We start from the raw sequence: 13,932 nt of genomic DNA on the forward strand, positions 1-13,932 counted from the left end.
TCCACGCCACCTGCCCGTACCGTGGATCCATGGAGATCTTCGGTGTGGATATCGGCGGCTCAGGGATCAAGGGTGCTCCCGTGGACCTGGACCGCGGAGAGCTGGCGCGGGAGCGCCACAAAGTACTGACACCGCATCCGGCCACGCCCGAGGGCGTGGCCGACGGTGTGGCCGAGGTGGTCGGCCACTTCGACTGGCAGGGGCCGGTCGGCATCACGTTCCCCGGTGTGGTCACCGGCGGCATAACCCGCACCGCGGCCAATGTCGACAAGGCCTGGATCGGCACGGACGCCCGTGCGCTGCTCAGCGACCGCATCGGGCAGCCCGTCACGATCCTCAACGACGCCGACGCGGCCGGGATCGCGGAGATGACCTTCGGTGCGGGACGGGACCGCAAGGGCACGGTGATCATGCTGACCCTCGGTACGGGAATCGGCAGCGCGGTCTTCACCGACGGCCGGCTGGTCCCCAACACCGAGCTCGGCCACCTGGAGCTGCACGGTCACGACGCGGAGAAGCGCGCCTCCACGAAGGCCAAGGAGGACGAGGACCTGAGCTGGCAGCACTGGGCGCACCGGGTGCAGAAATACCTGGTGCACGTGGAGATGCTGTTCTCGCCCGAGCTCTTCATCATCGGCGGGGGCGTCAGCCGCAAGGCGGAGAAGTTCCTGCCGCTGATCGAGCACGTACGCGCCGAGATGGCCCCGGCGGAGCTCCAGAACAACGCGGGCATCGTCGGCGCGGCCATGGCGGCAGCGGGCAGGTAGCCCGGGGGGCGGCCGGTGCGGGGGCGGGCAGGGGCGAGGGTGCTCAGGGGCGAGGGCGGCGGGAGCCCTGCGCGGACCGCAGCAGGTGGCGCTGCCGTTCCCGCATCTGCCGCACCTTCCGTACGGTGGCGATCAGCCCGGCGACCAGGGTGCCGCCGTAGAGCCAGCCGGCATGGACGGCGAGCGCGGTGACGACCGCCATCGTCTGACCGCCGAAGCCGCCCCTCCCCCCGGCGATCGGGATGACGCCGACGGCGAAGGCGATCGGCACGCTGATCGGCGCGGTGACCAGGTCGGCGGGCCGCACCCAGAGCGCGGTGAGCGCGCTGACGGGCAGGAACAGCAGCCCGTACGCGACCGCCGAACCGTCCAGGAGCAGCCAGTCCAGACAGGCCAGCAGGAACATGGCCAGGGCCGCGAAAAGGCCCGCGCCGATGCCGGTCAGCCGGGGGTTGGGGAATCTGCGCAGCGCCAGGACGACGGGCGCGACCGCCCCGGCCCGGGAACGTGGCCGCGCGCCTCCCGGCCGCGGCCCTACCGCGACCGGCGTGACCGATGACACCGGCGCGACCGCCACCGACACCGGGGCCTGCTTCGGCGGCGCGGGCTGCCTGCGCTGCGGGGTACGTGTCCTGTGCTGCTCCACCTGGACAACCTAGGTCGCGGGGCGTGTTCTTTCGGGCGTTGGACACGCGCTTTGGCCGACCTTGGCACTGCGTTCGATATCACGGGGCCGAATCCCGTCGTCCGGCCCAGGACGGCTACCCGCCCCGGACCCGTGACCGGCCGCCCCGGCCCGCCCGTAAACTGGAGAATCGGTCCACTCCAGGCCCGCCCGCACAGCCCCTCCTCCTCACTTCAGGAAGTCGCCAAAGTGTCGCTCACGATCGGAATCGTCGGTCTGCCGAATGTCGGCAAGTCGACCCTGTTCAACGCCCTGACCAAGAACGACGTGCTGGCGGCCAACTACCCGTTCGCCACCATCGAGCCGAACGTCGGCGTGGTGGGCGTCCCGGACCCCCGCCTGAACACGCTCGCCAAGATCTTCGGCTCGCAGAAGCTGCTCCCCGCCACCGTCGACTTCGTCGACATCGCGGGCATCGTGCGCGGCGCGAGCGAGGGTGAGGGCCTGGGCAACAAGTTCCTCGCGAACATCCGCGAGTCCGACGCGATCTGCCAGGTCATCCGCGCCTTCAAGGACGAGAACGTCGTCCACGTCGACGGCAAGGTCTCGCCGAAGGACGACATCGAGACGATCAACACCGAGCTGATCCTCGCCGACCTCCAGTCCGTCGAGAAGGCCGTCCCGCGCCTGACGAAGGAGTCCCGCCTCCAGAAGGAGAAGGTCGCCGTCCTCGCCGCGGTCGAGGAGGCCCAGAAGATCCTGGAAGCGGGCGACACCCTCTTCTCGAAGGGCATCACCGCCGGCACGGAGAAGGGCCGCCTGCTCCACGAGCTGCACCTGCTCACGACGAAGCCCTTCCTCTACGTCTTCAACGTCGACGAGGACGAGCTGGTCGACGAGGACTTCAAGAACGAGCAGCGCGCCCTGGTCGCCCCGGCCGAAGCCATCTTCCTCAACGCCAAGATCGAGTCCGAGCTGATCGAACTCGACGACGACGAGGCCCTCGAACTCCTCCAGTCCATGGGCCAGGAAGAGCCCGGCCTGGCCACCCTCGGCCGCGTCGGCTTCGACATCCTGGGCCTCCAGACCTACCTCACCGCAGGCCCGAAGGAAGCCCGCGCCTGGACGATCAAGAAGGGCGCCACGGCCCCGGAGGCGGCCGGTGTGATCCACACCGACTTCCAGAAGGGCTTCATCAAGGCGGAGATCGTCTCCTTCGAGGACCTGGTCGAAACGGGCTCGGTCGCCGAGGCCCGCGCGAAGGGCAAGGCCCGCATGGAGGGCAAGGAGTACGTGATGCAGGACGGCGACGTGGTGGAGTTCCGCTTCAACGTCTAGTTGATCTAGCGAAAGGTCGTCTGACCTGCGGTGGAGCGGGGTGGGCGGCCTTTGCGGTCCGCGCAGAGTCCGCAGCGTGCTGACTTCTGTCAGCGCGCGGGGGAGCGGCTACGCCGCTTCGTCGACCTGCGGCTGGGCACTGGCGGACTGGTCCGCGTACGCCTTATCGACGGCGGCCCGGTCCGCTCCTCGGAGTCGGGCCACAGGTGGGTGTAGATGTTCAGCGTCATGGCCGCATTGGTGTGGCCCAGGCGCTCGGAGACCGCCTTCACCGACTCGCCGTGCTTGATCAGCAAGCTGGCGTAGTGGTGCCGGAGGGCATGGGGTCCGGTGCCCTTCGGTATGCCGGCCTTCGCGCAGGCGGGTCGCCAGGACCCGTCCATGAAGTGCGTGTAGACCACGGGTCCGCCTTGCGGCGCCGTGAAGATCCAGCTCTCGGGCCCATCGGCGGGGAAGTCCCGCAGGTGGGCCTTCATCGCATCCACCGCCATGCGGGGGAGCGGGACCGTGCGGTGCGAGCGAGCGGTCTTGGGCGGGCAGACGTACACGCCGTGCTTGGCGGTCTGCTGGATCTGCTGCTCGACCGAGACGGCCGCGTGCAGCAGGTCCACGTGCCGGAGCTGGAGGCCGAAGAGCTCGCCGGGGCGGAGCCCGGTGGCGGCGCCGAGCAGCACGAGGCCCTTGTAGCGGGCGGGTATCTCCTCGGACAGCGTCCGCACCTGCTCGACGGCCAGTAGCACGATCTTCTTCCGTGGTACCGAGGGCAGCTTCGCCTCGGCGCACGGGTTGTGAGGAATCATCCGGTCACGGACGGCTGCCCGGAAGACGGCGTTGACCGTGTTGAAGACCGTCCGTGAGGTGCTGGCGGCCAGCCCGTGTGTGGTGGTCAGACTGGTGACCCAGCTCTGTACGTCGCCGGGCTTGATGGCGCCAAGTGCCCGCTTCTCCCAGGCCGGGTAGACGTAGCAGCGCAGGTGCTGGGCTACTGCCTTGGCCGTGGAAGGCCGGTGCGGCTGGATGGCCCGCCATTCCTCCGCGTACTCCTTGAAGGGCTTCTTCGCTGATCGCGGGTCGACGTATTGACCGGTGACCAGGCTGGCCGTGACCTCGTCGATCCACCGCTGGGCGTCGACTTTGCGGTCGAAGTGGCGAGCGTGCTCCTTGCCGTCGAGGTCGCGGTAGCGAGCACGCCATTTACCGTTGGGGCGCTTCTGGATGTTGGCCAAGTGGCCTCTCCTTAGTGTCGGTTGTCAGTAGTGGCCGCCGTCCTCGATGTCGCTGGTGAGGGTGCGAGCGTCCCGCTCGTCGCCCATGAGGCGGAGGCACTGCTCGTGGATCGCCCGCGAACTGTCCGGGTGGGCCTTGATGTGATCGGCGATGGCGACCACGGCGTGATGGAGACGGTCGCGCGCGTCTCGGGCCTCGTAGAACGCTTCGACGGCCTCTTGGACGAGGCGCCGGCTGTCGATGTCGAGCCCCTCCAGGGGCGGGGACATCAGCTCTTCGAGAGGGAGCTCGAAGACGCGGGAGAAGGCGAGGGCCTCGTCGAGATTGATGCGCCGGCGGGGGGTGCCGTTCTCGATGCGCCAGACCGCCGTCTGGTTCATCTTGACGCCGGCTCTGGTCACCCGCTCCGCCAGCTCGGGCGTGCTCCACCCTCTGACCTCGCGCTCCAGGGCGACGCGTGCGGCCACGTTCCCTTCGCTGTAGAGCAGCGGCACTTCGCCACCCTCGGGCTTGTCGCCTGCCATCGGACCTCCATCGTCACTAGCTATCCCAATTGAAACACAGGCTTCCCGATTTGGGTAACCGCCGATCCTGGGGTACAACTTTATGCAGATCGAATCGCCGCCTAGCCGAATGGGAATGCATGCGATACCTGACCACCGCCGAGGTCGCGGAGCGCTACCGCACAGCCGAGAGCACCGTCCGCTACTGGCGCCACATCAAGAAGGGGCCGCGCGGCATCAAGGTCGGCAGGCGGGTGCTGTACCCCGAGGCCGAGCTGCTGCGCTACGAGCGCACGCTGATCGCCGGCCGAGACGAGTGGGGCCTGGCCTCGTGAGCCACCGACAGGCCCAGACACAGCAACGGCCCCCGGCGCGCCAACGCCGAGGGCCGGAGATTCCCCTGCACGTCGCCCATCCCTGAACGAACGAACCGGTGAGGGGCGGGACCTTGCCCGTCCCGTCCCTCACCTGAGAGGAACGTCGATGGAGGACTCTACGTCCCCCTCCACCTCGAACACATCCCACAAGGTCGTCTGGCCTGCCGCTGCGGTCCCCGGCCAGGGCATCCCCTGGCGCAACGGGGACCGAAAGGAGTCACGCTCCCCGGCCGCACCCGCCAGCGGCGATACGCCGACGGGTGTTCCGGTCGGGGACCGAAATTCCCCCAGCACGGAGCACGCGCAGGTCAGCGTCTTGGGGATCGGTCCCGCCGGAGCGGAAGCCGGGGACCGGATGGAGACTGTCGGTGCGCCGGTCCCCGAACCCGGTCCCCGAATTTCGGGCGAGCACGGCGCGCCCCGAGCCGATGGTGAGAGCCACGGTCCCCACGCATCTGCGGGGACCGTGGTCCCCGAGGGCGGATCGGGGACCGGGGACCGCGCTGGTACGGGCGGCGAGACGGCTGACCAGGGAGCCGCGCTGCTGGACGACCTGCGCGCGGCGATCGGGCGGTACGTGGTGCTGCCGAGCGAGGAGGCACTGACGGCGGTCACCCTCTGGGTCGCGGCCTCCCACATCCAGCCCGCCCTCCAGCACGCGCCACGGCTGGCGGTGGTCGGACCGACCAAGGGGTGCGGCAAGTCCCGCCTCCTGGACGTTCTCTACGAGACCGTCCACCAGCCGATGATGACGGTGAACACCTCCCCTGCGGTCGTCTTCCGCGTCATCGGCAAGAACCCGCCGACGCTACTGGTGGACGAGGCCGACACCATCTTCGGCCCCAAGGCTGGCGACAAGGAGGACCTGCGCGGCTTGCTGAACGCCGGGCACCAGCGCAACCGGCCCGCTTGGCGGATCTCCGGGCCGGAGCACAAGCCGACCGCGTTCCCCACCTTCGCGATGGCGGCGCTGGCCGGCATCGGCGACCTGCCGGACACGATCATGGACCGCGCGATCGTGATCCGCATGCAGAAGCGCAAGCCGGGCGAGCGGATCACCCCGTTCCGCTCGCGGTACTCCGTGCCGGAACTGCACGCGCTTCGCGACCGGCTGGCCGACTGGCTGGTCCCGCTGCGCGGCACTGTCGCGGGCTCGGTGCCGAGGATGCCCGTGGAGGACCGCGCCGCCGACACATGGGAGCCGCTCGTCATCGTCGCCGATCTCGCCGGCGGGCATTGGCCCGCGCGGGCACGTGCCGCCTGTCTGGCGATGACGCGCAACGAGGTGGTCCAGGACGAGCAGACGACGCTGAAGACCCGGCTGCTGCGTGACATCCGCCGTGTCTTCGATCAGGAGGGCGGCAAGGAGGCTCTGCGTAGCCAGGACCTGCTGGCCGTGCTGATCCAGGACGCCGAGGCCCCGTGGGCGGAGTACGGCACGAAGGGCCTGAACGCCTACCACCTGGCGAATCTGCTGCGCGACTTCGGTATCAGCCCAGCCAACTGCCGGTTCGAGAACGGCAGGCAGGCCAAGGCGTACGCCCGCAATCAGTTCGTGGACGCCTGGGCCCGCTACTGCCCTGCCCCCGGAGAACCGGTTTCCGCAGCCGGAAGGTCCTCTCGCGCGCGGCCGGCCCAGGGCCAGCCGCCCTCCCCTCCGTCCGGGTCGCTTCCCACCGGCCCGCCCAGTGGGCCCGCAGGCCCGAGGCCCGCTCGCTGACTCCAGGTCCGCATCAATCCGTCGCATCCGTCCCCGCGCAGGTCAGCGCGGGGACGGATCTCCTCGGCGTTACGGATCGATCCGTACCTGCGGCTCTCTCCGTACCTGTGCTGACCAGCCACGCGACGGATGCGACGGATGCGACGACACCACCCCTCACGACTGACGGAGTACCACCATGCTCGAATCGAGCACCGACGACACCACCTCCCGCCGCCGCAGGAAGCTGTTCAGGCTCACCCGACGACCAGCAGCAAGCTGGAGCGAACGAGCCTCTAACGAGGCTTCGTCCGCGCTTGACCCCGCCCCAGGTGTGGCGGAGGACAAGGCCGAGCGCCAGGGGGCGCCCGAGCTGGAGGAGGGGGTGGCTGAGGGCTCCTGCCAGCCAGCAGCCGACTCCGTAGGTCCGCGCAATCCGCCTACCGATGTCCCACCGCTCGTCGAGCAGCCCTCCTGGCGGGATCTCGACGCCCCCGCCCTGCCCGCGCAGATGAACCGCAAGCGCACCGTGGAGAAGCGCGACCAGGAGAAAACCATCCGCTTCACGCGCACCGCGGTCCAGGTGATCAGCGCCGCCGCTCACCAGCGCGGTCAGAGGTTCGCCGGATTCGTCGGAGACGCGGCCCTGGCCGTTGCCCAGGGCAAAGCGGGGATGGCCGGCAGTCCGGAAGACGATCCTCTCCGACCGCTGATCGAGGCCGTCGAGGCGCACACGGTCGCGCTGAACCGCATCGGCGGCAACCTCAACCAGATCACCGCAGCCATCAACCGAGGAACCGTGCCCGAGCGCGCCGAGGCGGTTCTCGACCGCGTCGAGCAAGCAGCACAGAACAGCTTCCACCTCATCGACCAGCTCCTGGCGAACGGCACGGCTCATGGTTCCTGACGTCTCCGCCGGCTCCGACAGCCGCGGACTGATCGCCTACCTCTTCGGCCCCGGCCGCCGCGACGAGCACACCAACCCCCACATCGTCGCCGCCTGGGACATGGCCGGCGCCCCTGACCCCGGCCGCGACCCGGCAGCCACCTACTCCCAGCTCGCCAAACGACTCGACCACCACGTCGACCTCCGCACCCGCGAGCTGGATGGCAAGAAGCCACCGCAGCACGTGTGGCACTGCCCGGTCCGCACCGCGCCCGGCGACCGCTACCTCACCGACGCCGAGTGGGCCGAGGTCGCCCGCCGCGTCGTCCACGCCACGGGCATCGCCCCCGACGGCGACGAGAGGGCCTGCCGATGGATCGCGGTCCGTCACGCCGACGACCACATCCACATCATGGCCACCACCGTCCGCGCCGACGGACGCCGGCCACGCACCCACCAGGACGGCCGACGGGCGCAAGCGGAGTGCCGCAGGATCGAAGCCGAGTTCGGCCTGCGCCGCCTGAAGTCCGGCGACCTGACGGCCCCCCGAACCCCCACCGGTGCCGAACGCGCCAAGGCCGAGCGCCAGGGCCAGACGATCACGGCACGACAGTGGCTGCGCGAGCGGGCGTACACGGTCGCCGCCGCCGTACACACCGAAGCCGACTATTTCACCGTGCTGCAGTCCCTCGGCATCAAGGTCAAGACACGCCTCGGCCCCGAGAGCGGCGACGTGATCGGCTACAGCCTCGCCGCACCCGGCGACACCAACAGCGCTGGCGAACCCATCTGGTACGGCGGCTCGAAACTCGCCCCCGACCTCTCCATCAACCGCCTCCGCGAACGCCTCCCCCACCAGGAAGTAGCCGACCGACCCAGGTTCGCGGCAGATCCCGCCGAGCCGTGGCAGCACACCATCACCGCGATTCAGACGGCGCACACCGCCTTCGACTCCGACGACGATGCCACTGCCCAGGCCCACCTCGCCGCCTTCGGCGACGCCCTCTACAACATCGCCAGCGCCACGCCCGGCCCGCACCGCGCAGAGCTACGCGCAGCCGCCTCGACGTTCAACCGAGCCCGCCGATCCGCCACCCGCGCGGATCACCAGGCCGCTACCGCCCTGCGCCAGGTTGCCAAGGAACTCGCCTACGCCTCCAATGAGCCCGGCGGACTCGCCATCGCCCTGCTCTTCGCCACCGTGCACCTGGCCCGCGCCGCCGCCAAGTGGCACGAGCAGCGCGGCCACGAACAACAGGCCGCAGCGGCCGAAAAAGCCTTCCGCCACCTCCAGGCGGGCTATCAGCAGGCCGCCGCACCCGTCTTGGCGGACTTGGCCCGCCGCGCACCACAAGCCGCGACCGCCAGCCGCTACGAGCAGGACGTTCGTGCGGCCCTCCCCGACCACGCCGACCGGATCCTCGCCGACCCCACTTGGACCGCCATGACCACAACCCTCGCCCACGCCGAGACCGCCGGCCACAACCCCCGACGCCTCCTGGCCGAGGCGGGCGCCCAGTGGGAGCTCGACAGCGCCGAGCACCCGGCCGAGGTTCTCGCCTGGCGCATCACCGCTCAGCCGAACAGGAGGACGCAAGCAGCTCACAGTCGAAGCATCATCAGCGGAACGTCGCCCATGCCCCCTGCCCCACACCCTCCGGCCGCACCAGTGGCTATGAGTTTCGAAGGGCGCAGTCGACACCGTTGACCCCGCTATCGCTCGATTAGGCGGAATATTGTACCGGTCGGCCTCGCACTCAGGTGAGGTCGACCGGCGAACCACGCTTCAAGAGCAGTTCCACTCCTCACTGGGCAGTGCGTGCCACAGGTCGAGCCAGTCGTAGAGCAGGAAGAGGGGGCGGGTCAGGACGACGTCGTCGGCCCGCTGGGAGCGGATTGCTAGACCGAGGTCGGCGAATACCGGATCGCCAGCGACGCTGTACGCCAGGCTGCCAAGCCGTGTTGTGCGGTGGACCAGCCAGTTCTCCACGTCAGAAGGGACGCAACCGGTCAGCGGGGTAGCGTCCAGTCTCACCTGGGGGCCGGTGAGGGCGTCGGCGGCGACGCACCCCAGGTGGTCGTCATGGAAGAGGGCCCTGATCCCGCTCTCGGTGAAGTCTGCGTAGTTGAGTTGCTGGTCCTCGCCGTGGTGGGAGTAGGACACGACAGCAGGTCCTTCGCCGAGGACGTGGGTGATCTCCTCCAAAGTCATCCCAAAGTGCAGGGGGCCGACTCCTACGTATGGCGTGAACGTCCACTCGGCGCGCTCCTTCTCCCGGGCAATCCGCCACGGGCCGCGGTACCCCGCCTCGCTCCCCGGGACGGCCACGGGCGGCTCGGGTGCCGGCTCGTGCGGGGCGGCCGGTATGGGCGCGGTCCGGTCCTCTCGCCGGTGACCGAATCGTTCCGGAGCCGCGGTGTCCCCGGGTTGCTCTTCCAGCCAGCGGATCGCCTGCTCCTGGTCTTGGCCGAATGGGTCCTCCGCCAACTCGCCTGCCCGGTCCAGGGCTGCGCGGCGCTCCTCCTCCGCAGTGACGAGACCGGTGACATCCTCCCCCCAGGCGGCCAGCCGTTCCCGGGCGATCCACCGGTAGTACGAGTCCGCGCTCACGGCAAGGACCTCGCGGACGGCGGGGGTGTATCGGGGTACGGACGAGGTGAGGGCGGGGTCGGCCAGGAGCAGGGCTGTAGCCGCAAGCGCGGCCTCCCTCACCAGTGGATCGTCGTCGTCGCAGAAATCCGCGATGCGGTCGTGGAGTATTGGCCTTGCCGCACGGGCGGCAGCCAGATCTTGCGCCGTGCCGACGCCGTCTTCGACGTCCAGGCGGGCGATGTCGGCGAACGAAGCAAGCCAGTTCAGCAGTTCGGCGCGAAGCGACCGCCGGCCGGCCCTGCGCTCCCACCGGTCTTCGGCGAGGGTGTGCGGATTGTCAAGAAGACGAGCGAGGCCCAAGGCCGCCGGAGCGGTCGCCGGAAAAACCTGCTCCCGATTGAGGAGCAGCCGATACAGGTCCTCCACAGCCCGCACCCGGCGGGCCGGGTCGGTGGCGAGCACAGCGCCGAGGATGTCCGGTGTGTCACGCACACTGTGCTGGCCCGTACAGACGTGCGGCAGCTCCTCCCAGGCGATGTCGGCGAGTTCAGCCTGTGCTGTGGGTGGCAGGGAGCCGGCGGGAGTATCAGGAAGGTCCGGGGTTGTTTCGTTGATCACGGCCGCAGTGTTCCAGCCGACTCCGATATCAGCGGTGCTGATCCCCGCCACAGACCGCAGACGGCAGACGCTCGAGCAACACGCTGGTGCCCTCGCTGCTCGTGGCAGCGAGGGGATCAGTCGTCAGACGGCGCGGGCTGTGGGTAACTACGAGACCCATGTCGTGAGCTCGGTCAGGTGCTCGGGCTGCAGCCCGAGGTGTGGGTCTGGCTGAACGAGGAGGGTCGGCGTCCCCTTGGCGGTGCGCTCTGCTGCCCATTCATGGTCGAGGCTGGTGAAGTCGTCGTCGATCCAGACGGCGGGGGTGTCTGCCAGCCAGACGTCGACGTGGTCTCGTTTCCAGAGGTAGCCGTCGGGGTGACTGGTGGTGATCTGGGGACGAGGCAGGTCGAGGTAAGGGAAGTCGGGCAGTCCCAGGAGGGGGCCGATGATCGTGGTGGCGTCTTTGCGCCAGCTCGTGCACCACACGGGGGTGACGAGTCCGCTGGTCAGGAGGTCGGTGAGAATGCCGCCCTGGCTCGGGTCGAGCCAGATGGGGACGGTGTCGTCGGGGCGCCGGCCGGTGGGCAGGACGGTGTGGCGGACGTGGGTGGGCGGGGTGCTGCCGTCGGCGGCCGGGAAGGGGATGAGGACGCCGTCGATGTCCAGGAGCAGGTAGGGCAGGGGCATCGTTGCCTCCGTCGGTCAGCGTTTGCGGGCGGTGATCAGGAGGGTGGTGGGCCACGGGTCGCGGCGCGGGTGCCGCAGCTCCGCCGCCGAGGTGACGCCCAGGCCGGTCCGGGAGAGGTGAGCTCCCCAGCGGCGGGCGTCGAACTCCCATCGCGCGAGGGGAAGTCGGGTGCGGTCGGGCATGGTGACGTAGTCCTCGCGCGGACGGTCGTCCGTGGATGGATGTCTTCCGGCCCGTGCCGGGTGAGGGACGGAGAAGGCCAGGACACCGCCCGGTTTCAGACGTCGGGAAATGGCGGCGAGGAGGAGCTCGGGGGCGACGAGGCCGACGGCGCCGAAGACGGAGTAGATCGTGTCGAAGGTCTGGCCGGTGGCCTGAAGGTGGTGCAGTGCGTGGCCGGCGGCGAACGTGGCGCCGTCGATGTGGCCGTAGTGGGAGCGGGCGCGGCGTACCTGGAGGCCGACCAGGTCTACGCCGGTGACGCGGGCCTGGTGGTGCTTTGCGATCTGGGCAACGTTGTGGCCGGGGCCGCAGCCCAGCTCCAGGAGGCGCTTGCCGCAGAGGTCCCGGCCCAGGATCTCGGCGCCGGGACCGAGGCCGGCGTGGGTGCTCCATTCCATCCGGGCCGGTGCGGTGAGGGCGTGTGCGGGGGCGGCGGCTGTGCGCTGGGCTGCGTGGGCGTACCAGGGGGAGACCTGGGCGAGCACCTAGACCTCCAGGAGTTGGACCACGTCGTTCAGGTGGCGGCGGACAACGGGGATGTACGCGGGGTCCTTGGCCGGGTCGTCGATCCAGCGGATGGCCTGCTCCATGAACCACTCCACGGCCCACATCCGATGCCAACCCAGGGCCCATGCCTCTGCGGTCAGGCCGCCCCGGGCGGCGAGGGCGTCCGCATGACCGCCTGCGGCGACGTACTGCTCCAGGAGCACCCGCATGCGGAAGGGGCTCGGTACGTCGGTGGTGCCGTGGTACGAGGCGAGGTCGATCAGGCCGGGTCCGGTGAAGGCGCGTGCGAAGTCGAGGAGGTGCCAGCCGTTCTCCCCGATGTGGACGCTCGTGGGGTGGAACTCTGAGTGGACCCAGCCGAACGGTTCGAGCGTCGCCCCCTGGACGCGGGTCTCGGCCGCGGCGGAGATCTTCCCCAGCGCGGTCTCGATGTCGTCGCAGTCCGTCCATCGGTCGGTCTTCCGCAGCCGCTGTAGGTGATCGAAGGCACGGCCGGGCAGGGCTGCGAGGCCCGCCCCGTCGAGGAGAGGCAGACCGCCCGCCGGGCGGGCGGCGTGGAGCATGACGGCGGCGGCGACACCGTCGAGGTCGTCGGCGTCTCGTACGGGGGTGCCGAGGTCGTCCATGAGCATCCCGAGCCACTTGTCCTGCATCGCGGTGGCGTGGAGCGCGGGGACCGGAAGCCCGCGCTGGTGGGCCGTCCGCAGGGCCTGGGCCTCGCGGTCGAAGGGCTCCTTGGCGTACTTGAAAACGGCTGTGGTTCCGTCGGGGAAGGTGACGCGTTCGACGCCGGACATGCCCCAGACACGAATCTCGGCACGTTCGGGGAGGGGCTTGCCGACGAGGGTGCACAGGTCGTCCAGCAGGGTGGCGGACAGGCTCTGGTCCATGGGGGTCTCCAGGGGCTGGTGGGCTCCGGGGCGGGCGGCGCGCGAGCCGGCCCGCCCCGAAGCCGTACTGGGGTGGGGTTACTCGGCTGCGGTCACGCGGTGGGCGTAGACCTGCTCGATCCAGCCCGCCTTGAACTCGGCCAGATCGTCACGGAAGTTGGCCATCGAGGCACCGTAGGGCGCGACGACGCCGCCGGACTGGTCCGGCACGGACTGGCAGCCATGCACGAGCCGGCCGCCGAGCGCGGCGTGGGCCTTGACGGACTCGATCCGACGGTGCTCGTTGAACCAGCCGCCGTGGTAGACCTCGTCCAGCATTCCGCCCGTCGCGTCGTCCAGGTCGAAGACGACGGACGTGGCGGCGGGGAAGAACCAGCACGGGCCGACGTTGGAGATGTGCCCGTCCAGCTCGACCTTGTTGAGCGCCATCAACGTCGCTGCCTCGCGCAGCATGCGCAGGTGGCCGGCGGTGATCTGCGGGAGGCCGAGGCCGGCCAGGTGTTCCTCGCGGAAGAGGTACGTGTACACCTCGTACGCCGTCGCCAGCACGCGGGCCGCGTCGGAGGTGGACTCGCCGTGGTTCTTGATGAAGTCGAGCGCGAGCTGCTCGACCGCGCTCTCGGTCGTCTCGTCCACGTCGAGGAGCTGGGCCTTCACCAAGTCCCAGTCGGCGACGAGCCAGGTGCTGGACTCGAAGCGGAAGAAGTACTCGGCCGGGTTGATGATGATGCGCCGGCCGTCCACCTGGATGCCGGGCAGGCGGTTCCAGCGCGGGTCGAAGGCGTCGGGCAGCTCGACCGTGATGGTCGCGGTGTCGATGGTGGTCACCGTGTCTCCGTCTCTGATCGTCCGGGCCCGGGGCACAGGAATGCCCGAGCCCGTTAGGGCGTACGGAACTTGGGGGCCGCCCGGCCCGCGATGCCGTGAGTGGGGCGGCTGTCGATAAGTGAACCGTCCGCTACGCAGAGTGGGTACGGTGTGAGCGAGGCCAAGCGGTATACACGGTTTAC

The 13,932-nt window shown here is 69.7% G+C and carries 14 protein-coding genes; 6 read left to right on the forward strand and 8 right to left on the reverse strand.

The window, feature by feature from the left end:
- Window positions 1-29: 29 nt before the first annotated feature.
- The gene (gene ppgK / locus OG524_RS23700) at window positions 30-767 is read left to right on the forward strand and encodes a polyphosphate--glucose phosphotransferase (RefSeq protein WP_405811639.1); all 738 of its coding nucleotides are present in this window, start codon (window positions 30-32) and stop codon (window positions 765-767) included.
- A gap of 43 nt (window positions 768-810) precedes the next feature.
- Here the strand turns inward: ppgK and OG524_RS23705 are convergent, their stop codons facing one another.
- On the reverse strand, window positions 811-1,329 hold the full coding sequence (locus OG524_RS23705) for a DUF6542 domain-containing protein (RefSeq protein ID WP_405812489.1): 519 nt from the start codon (window positions 1,327-1,329) through the stop codon (window positions 811-813).
- Window positions 1,330-1,641: 312 nt separating this feature from the next.
- Here OG524_RS23705 and ychF point away from each other — a divergent pair, with 312 nt between their 5' ends.
- Window positions 1,642-2,730: a redox-regulated ATPase YchF gene (gene ychF, locus OG524_RS23710; protein ID WP_405388829.1), complete on the forward strand. Its 1,089-nt coding sequence runs from the start codon at window positions 1,642-1,644 to the stop codon at window positions 2,728-2,730.
- A gap of 89 nt (window positions 2,731-2,819) precedes the next feature.
- Here the strand turns inward: ychF and OG524_RS23715 are convergent, their stop codons facing one another.
- Entirely contained in the window at window positions 2,820-3,956 is a 1,137-nt protein-coding gene (locus tag OG524_RS23715) for a tyrosine-type recombinase/integrase (RefSeq protein ID WP_405811640.1), read from the reverse strand.
- 24 nt (window positions 3,957-3,980) lie between these two features.
- Window positions 3,981-4,481: a helix-turn-helix transcriptional regulator gene (locus OG524_RS23720; protein ID WP_405811641.1), complete on the reverse strand. Its 501-nt coding sequence runs from the start codon at window positions 4,479-4,481 to the stop codon at window positions 3,981-3,983.
- A gap of 119 nt (window positions 4,482-4,600) precedes the next feature.
- On the opposite strand from OG524_RS23720, the gene OG524_RS23725 reads away from it, so the two are divergent.
- From OG524_RS23725 to OG524_RS23740, 4 genes are all read left to right on the forward strand, one after another.
- Window positions 4,601-4,795: a helix-turn-helix transcriptional regulator gene (locus OG524_RS23725; RefSeq protein ID WP_405811642.1), complete on the forward strand. Its 195-nt coding sequence runs from the start codon at window positions 4,601-4,603 to the stop codon at window positions 4,793-4,795.
- A 508-nt stretch (window positions 4,796-5,303) separates the two neighbouring features.
- A complete protein-coding gene (locus OG524_RS23730) occupies window positions 5,304-6,557 on the forward strand; it encodes a DUF3631 domain-containing protein (RefSeq protein ID WP_405811643.1) in 1,254 nt (417 codons plus the stop codon).
- A 313-nt stretch (window positions 6,558-6,870) separates the two neighbouring features.
- Window positions 6,871-7,443, forward strand: a complete 573-nt coding sequence (locus OG524_RS23735) for a hypothetical protein (protein WP_405812490.1) — start codon at window positions 6,871-6,873, stop codon at window positions 7,441-7,443.
- Window positions 7,433-9,130, forward strand: a complete 1,698-nt coding sequence (locus tag OG524_RS23740; protein WP_405811644.1) for a relaxase/mobilization nuclease domain-containing protein — start codon at window positions 7,433-7,435, stop codon at window positions 9,128-9,130. The genes OG524_RS23735 and OG524_RS23740 overlap by 11 nt, the downstream gene beginning before the upstream one ends.
- Window positions 9,131-9,208: 78 nt before the next feature.
- Here OG524_RS23740 and OG524_RS23745 read toward each other — a convergent pair whose 3' ends face one another.
- From OG524_RS23745 to OG524_RS23765, 5 genes are all read right to left on the reverse strand, one after another.
- Window positions 9,209-10,684 carry a hypothetical protein gene (locus OG524_RS23745; RefSeq protein WP_405811645.1) on the reverse strand — a complete coding sequence of 492 codons (1,476 nt, stop codon included), beginning with the start codon at window positions 10,682-10,684 and terminating at the stop codon, window positions 9,209-9,211.
- 96 nt (window positions 10,685-10,780) lie between these two features.
- A complete protein-coding gene (locus tag OG524_RS23750; RefSeq protein WP_405811646.1) occupies window positions 10,781-11,302 on the reverse strand; it encodes an HAD domain-containing protein in 522 nt (173 codons plus the stop codon).
- Between the two features lie 15 nt (window positions 11,303-11,317).
- Entirely contained in the window at window positions 11,318-12,010 is a 693-nt protein-coding gene (locus OG524_RS23755; protein ID WP_405811647.1) for a class I SAM-dependent methyltransferase, read from the reverse strand.
- A complete protein-coding gene (locus tag OG524_RS23760; protein WP_405811648.1) occupies window positions 12,011-12,922 on the reverse strand; it encodes an aminoglycoside phosphotransferase family protein in 912 nt (303 codons plus the stop codon).
- A 78-nt stretch (window positions 12,923-13,000) separates the two neighbouring features.
- Window positions 13,001-13,750, reverse strand: a complete 750-nt coding sequence (locus tag OG524_RS23765) for a hypothetical protein (RefSeq protein WP_405811649.1) — start codon at window positions 13,748-13,750, stop codon at window positions 13,001-13,003.
- Between the last annotated feature and the right edge of the window lie 182 nt (window positions 13,751-13,932).

The organism is Streptomyces sp. NBC_01520 (assembly GCF_045040375.1).
Classification (GTDB): Bacteria; Actinomycetota; Actinomycetes; order Streptomycetales; family Streptomycetaceae; genus Streptomyces.

Excerpts from the sequence above, each read along its gene's own strand:
- ppgK (WP_405811639.1), top strand. The coding sequence starts at position 30 with ATGGAGATCTTCGGTGTGGATATCGGCGGCTCAGGGATCAAGGGTGCT.
- OG524_RS23720 (WP_405811641.1), bottom strand. The coding sequence starts at position 4,481 with ATGGCAGGCGACAAGCCCGAGGGTGGCGAAGTGCCGCTGCTCTACAGC.
- OG524_RS23725 (WP_405811642.1), top strand. The coding sequence starts at position 4,601 with ATGCGATACCTGACCACCGCCGAGGTCGCGGAGCGCTACCGCACAGCC.
- OG524_RS23740 (WP_405811644.1), top strand. The coding sequence starts at position 7,433 with ATGGTTCCTGACGTCTCCGCCGGCTCCGACAGCCGCGGACTGATCGCC.
- OG524_RS23750 (WP_405811646.1), bottom strand. The coding sequence starts at position 11,302 with ATGCCCCTGCCCTACCTGCTCCTGGACATCGACGGCGTCCTCATCCCC.
- OG524_RS23760 (WP_405811648.1), bottom strand. The coding sequence starts at position 12,922 with ATGGACCAGAGCCTGTCCGCCACCCTGCTGGACGACCTGTGCACCCTC.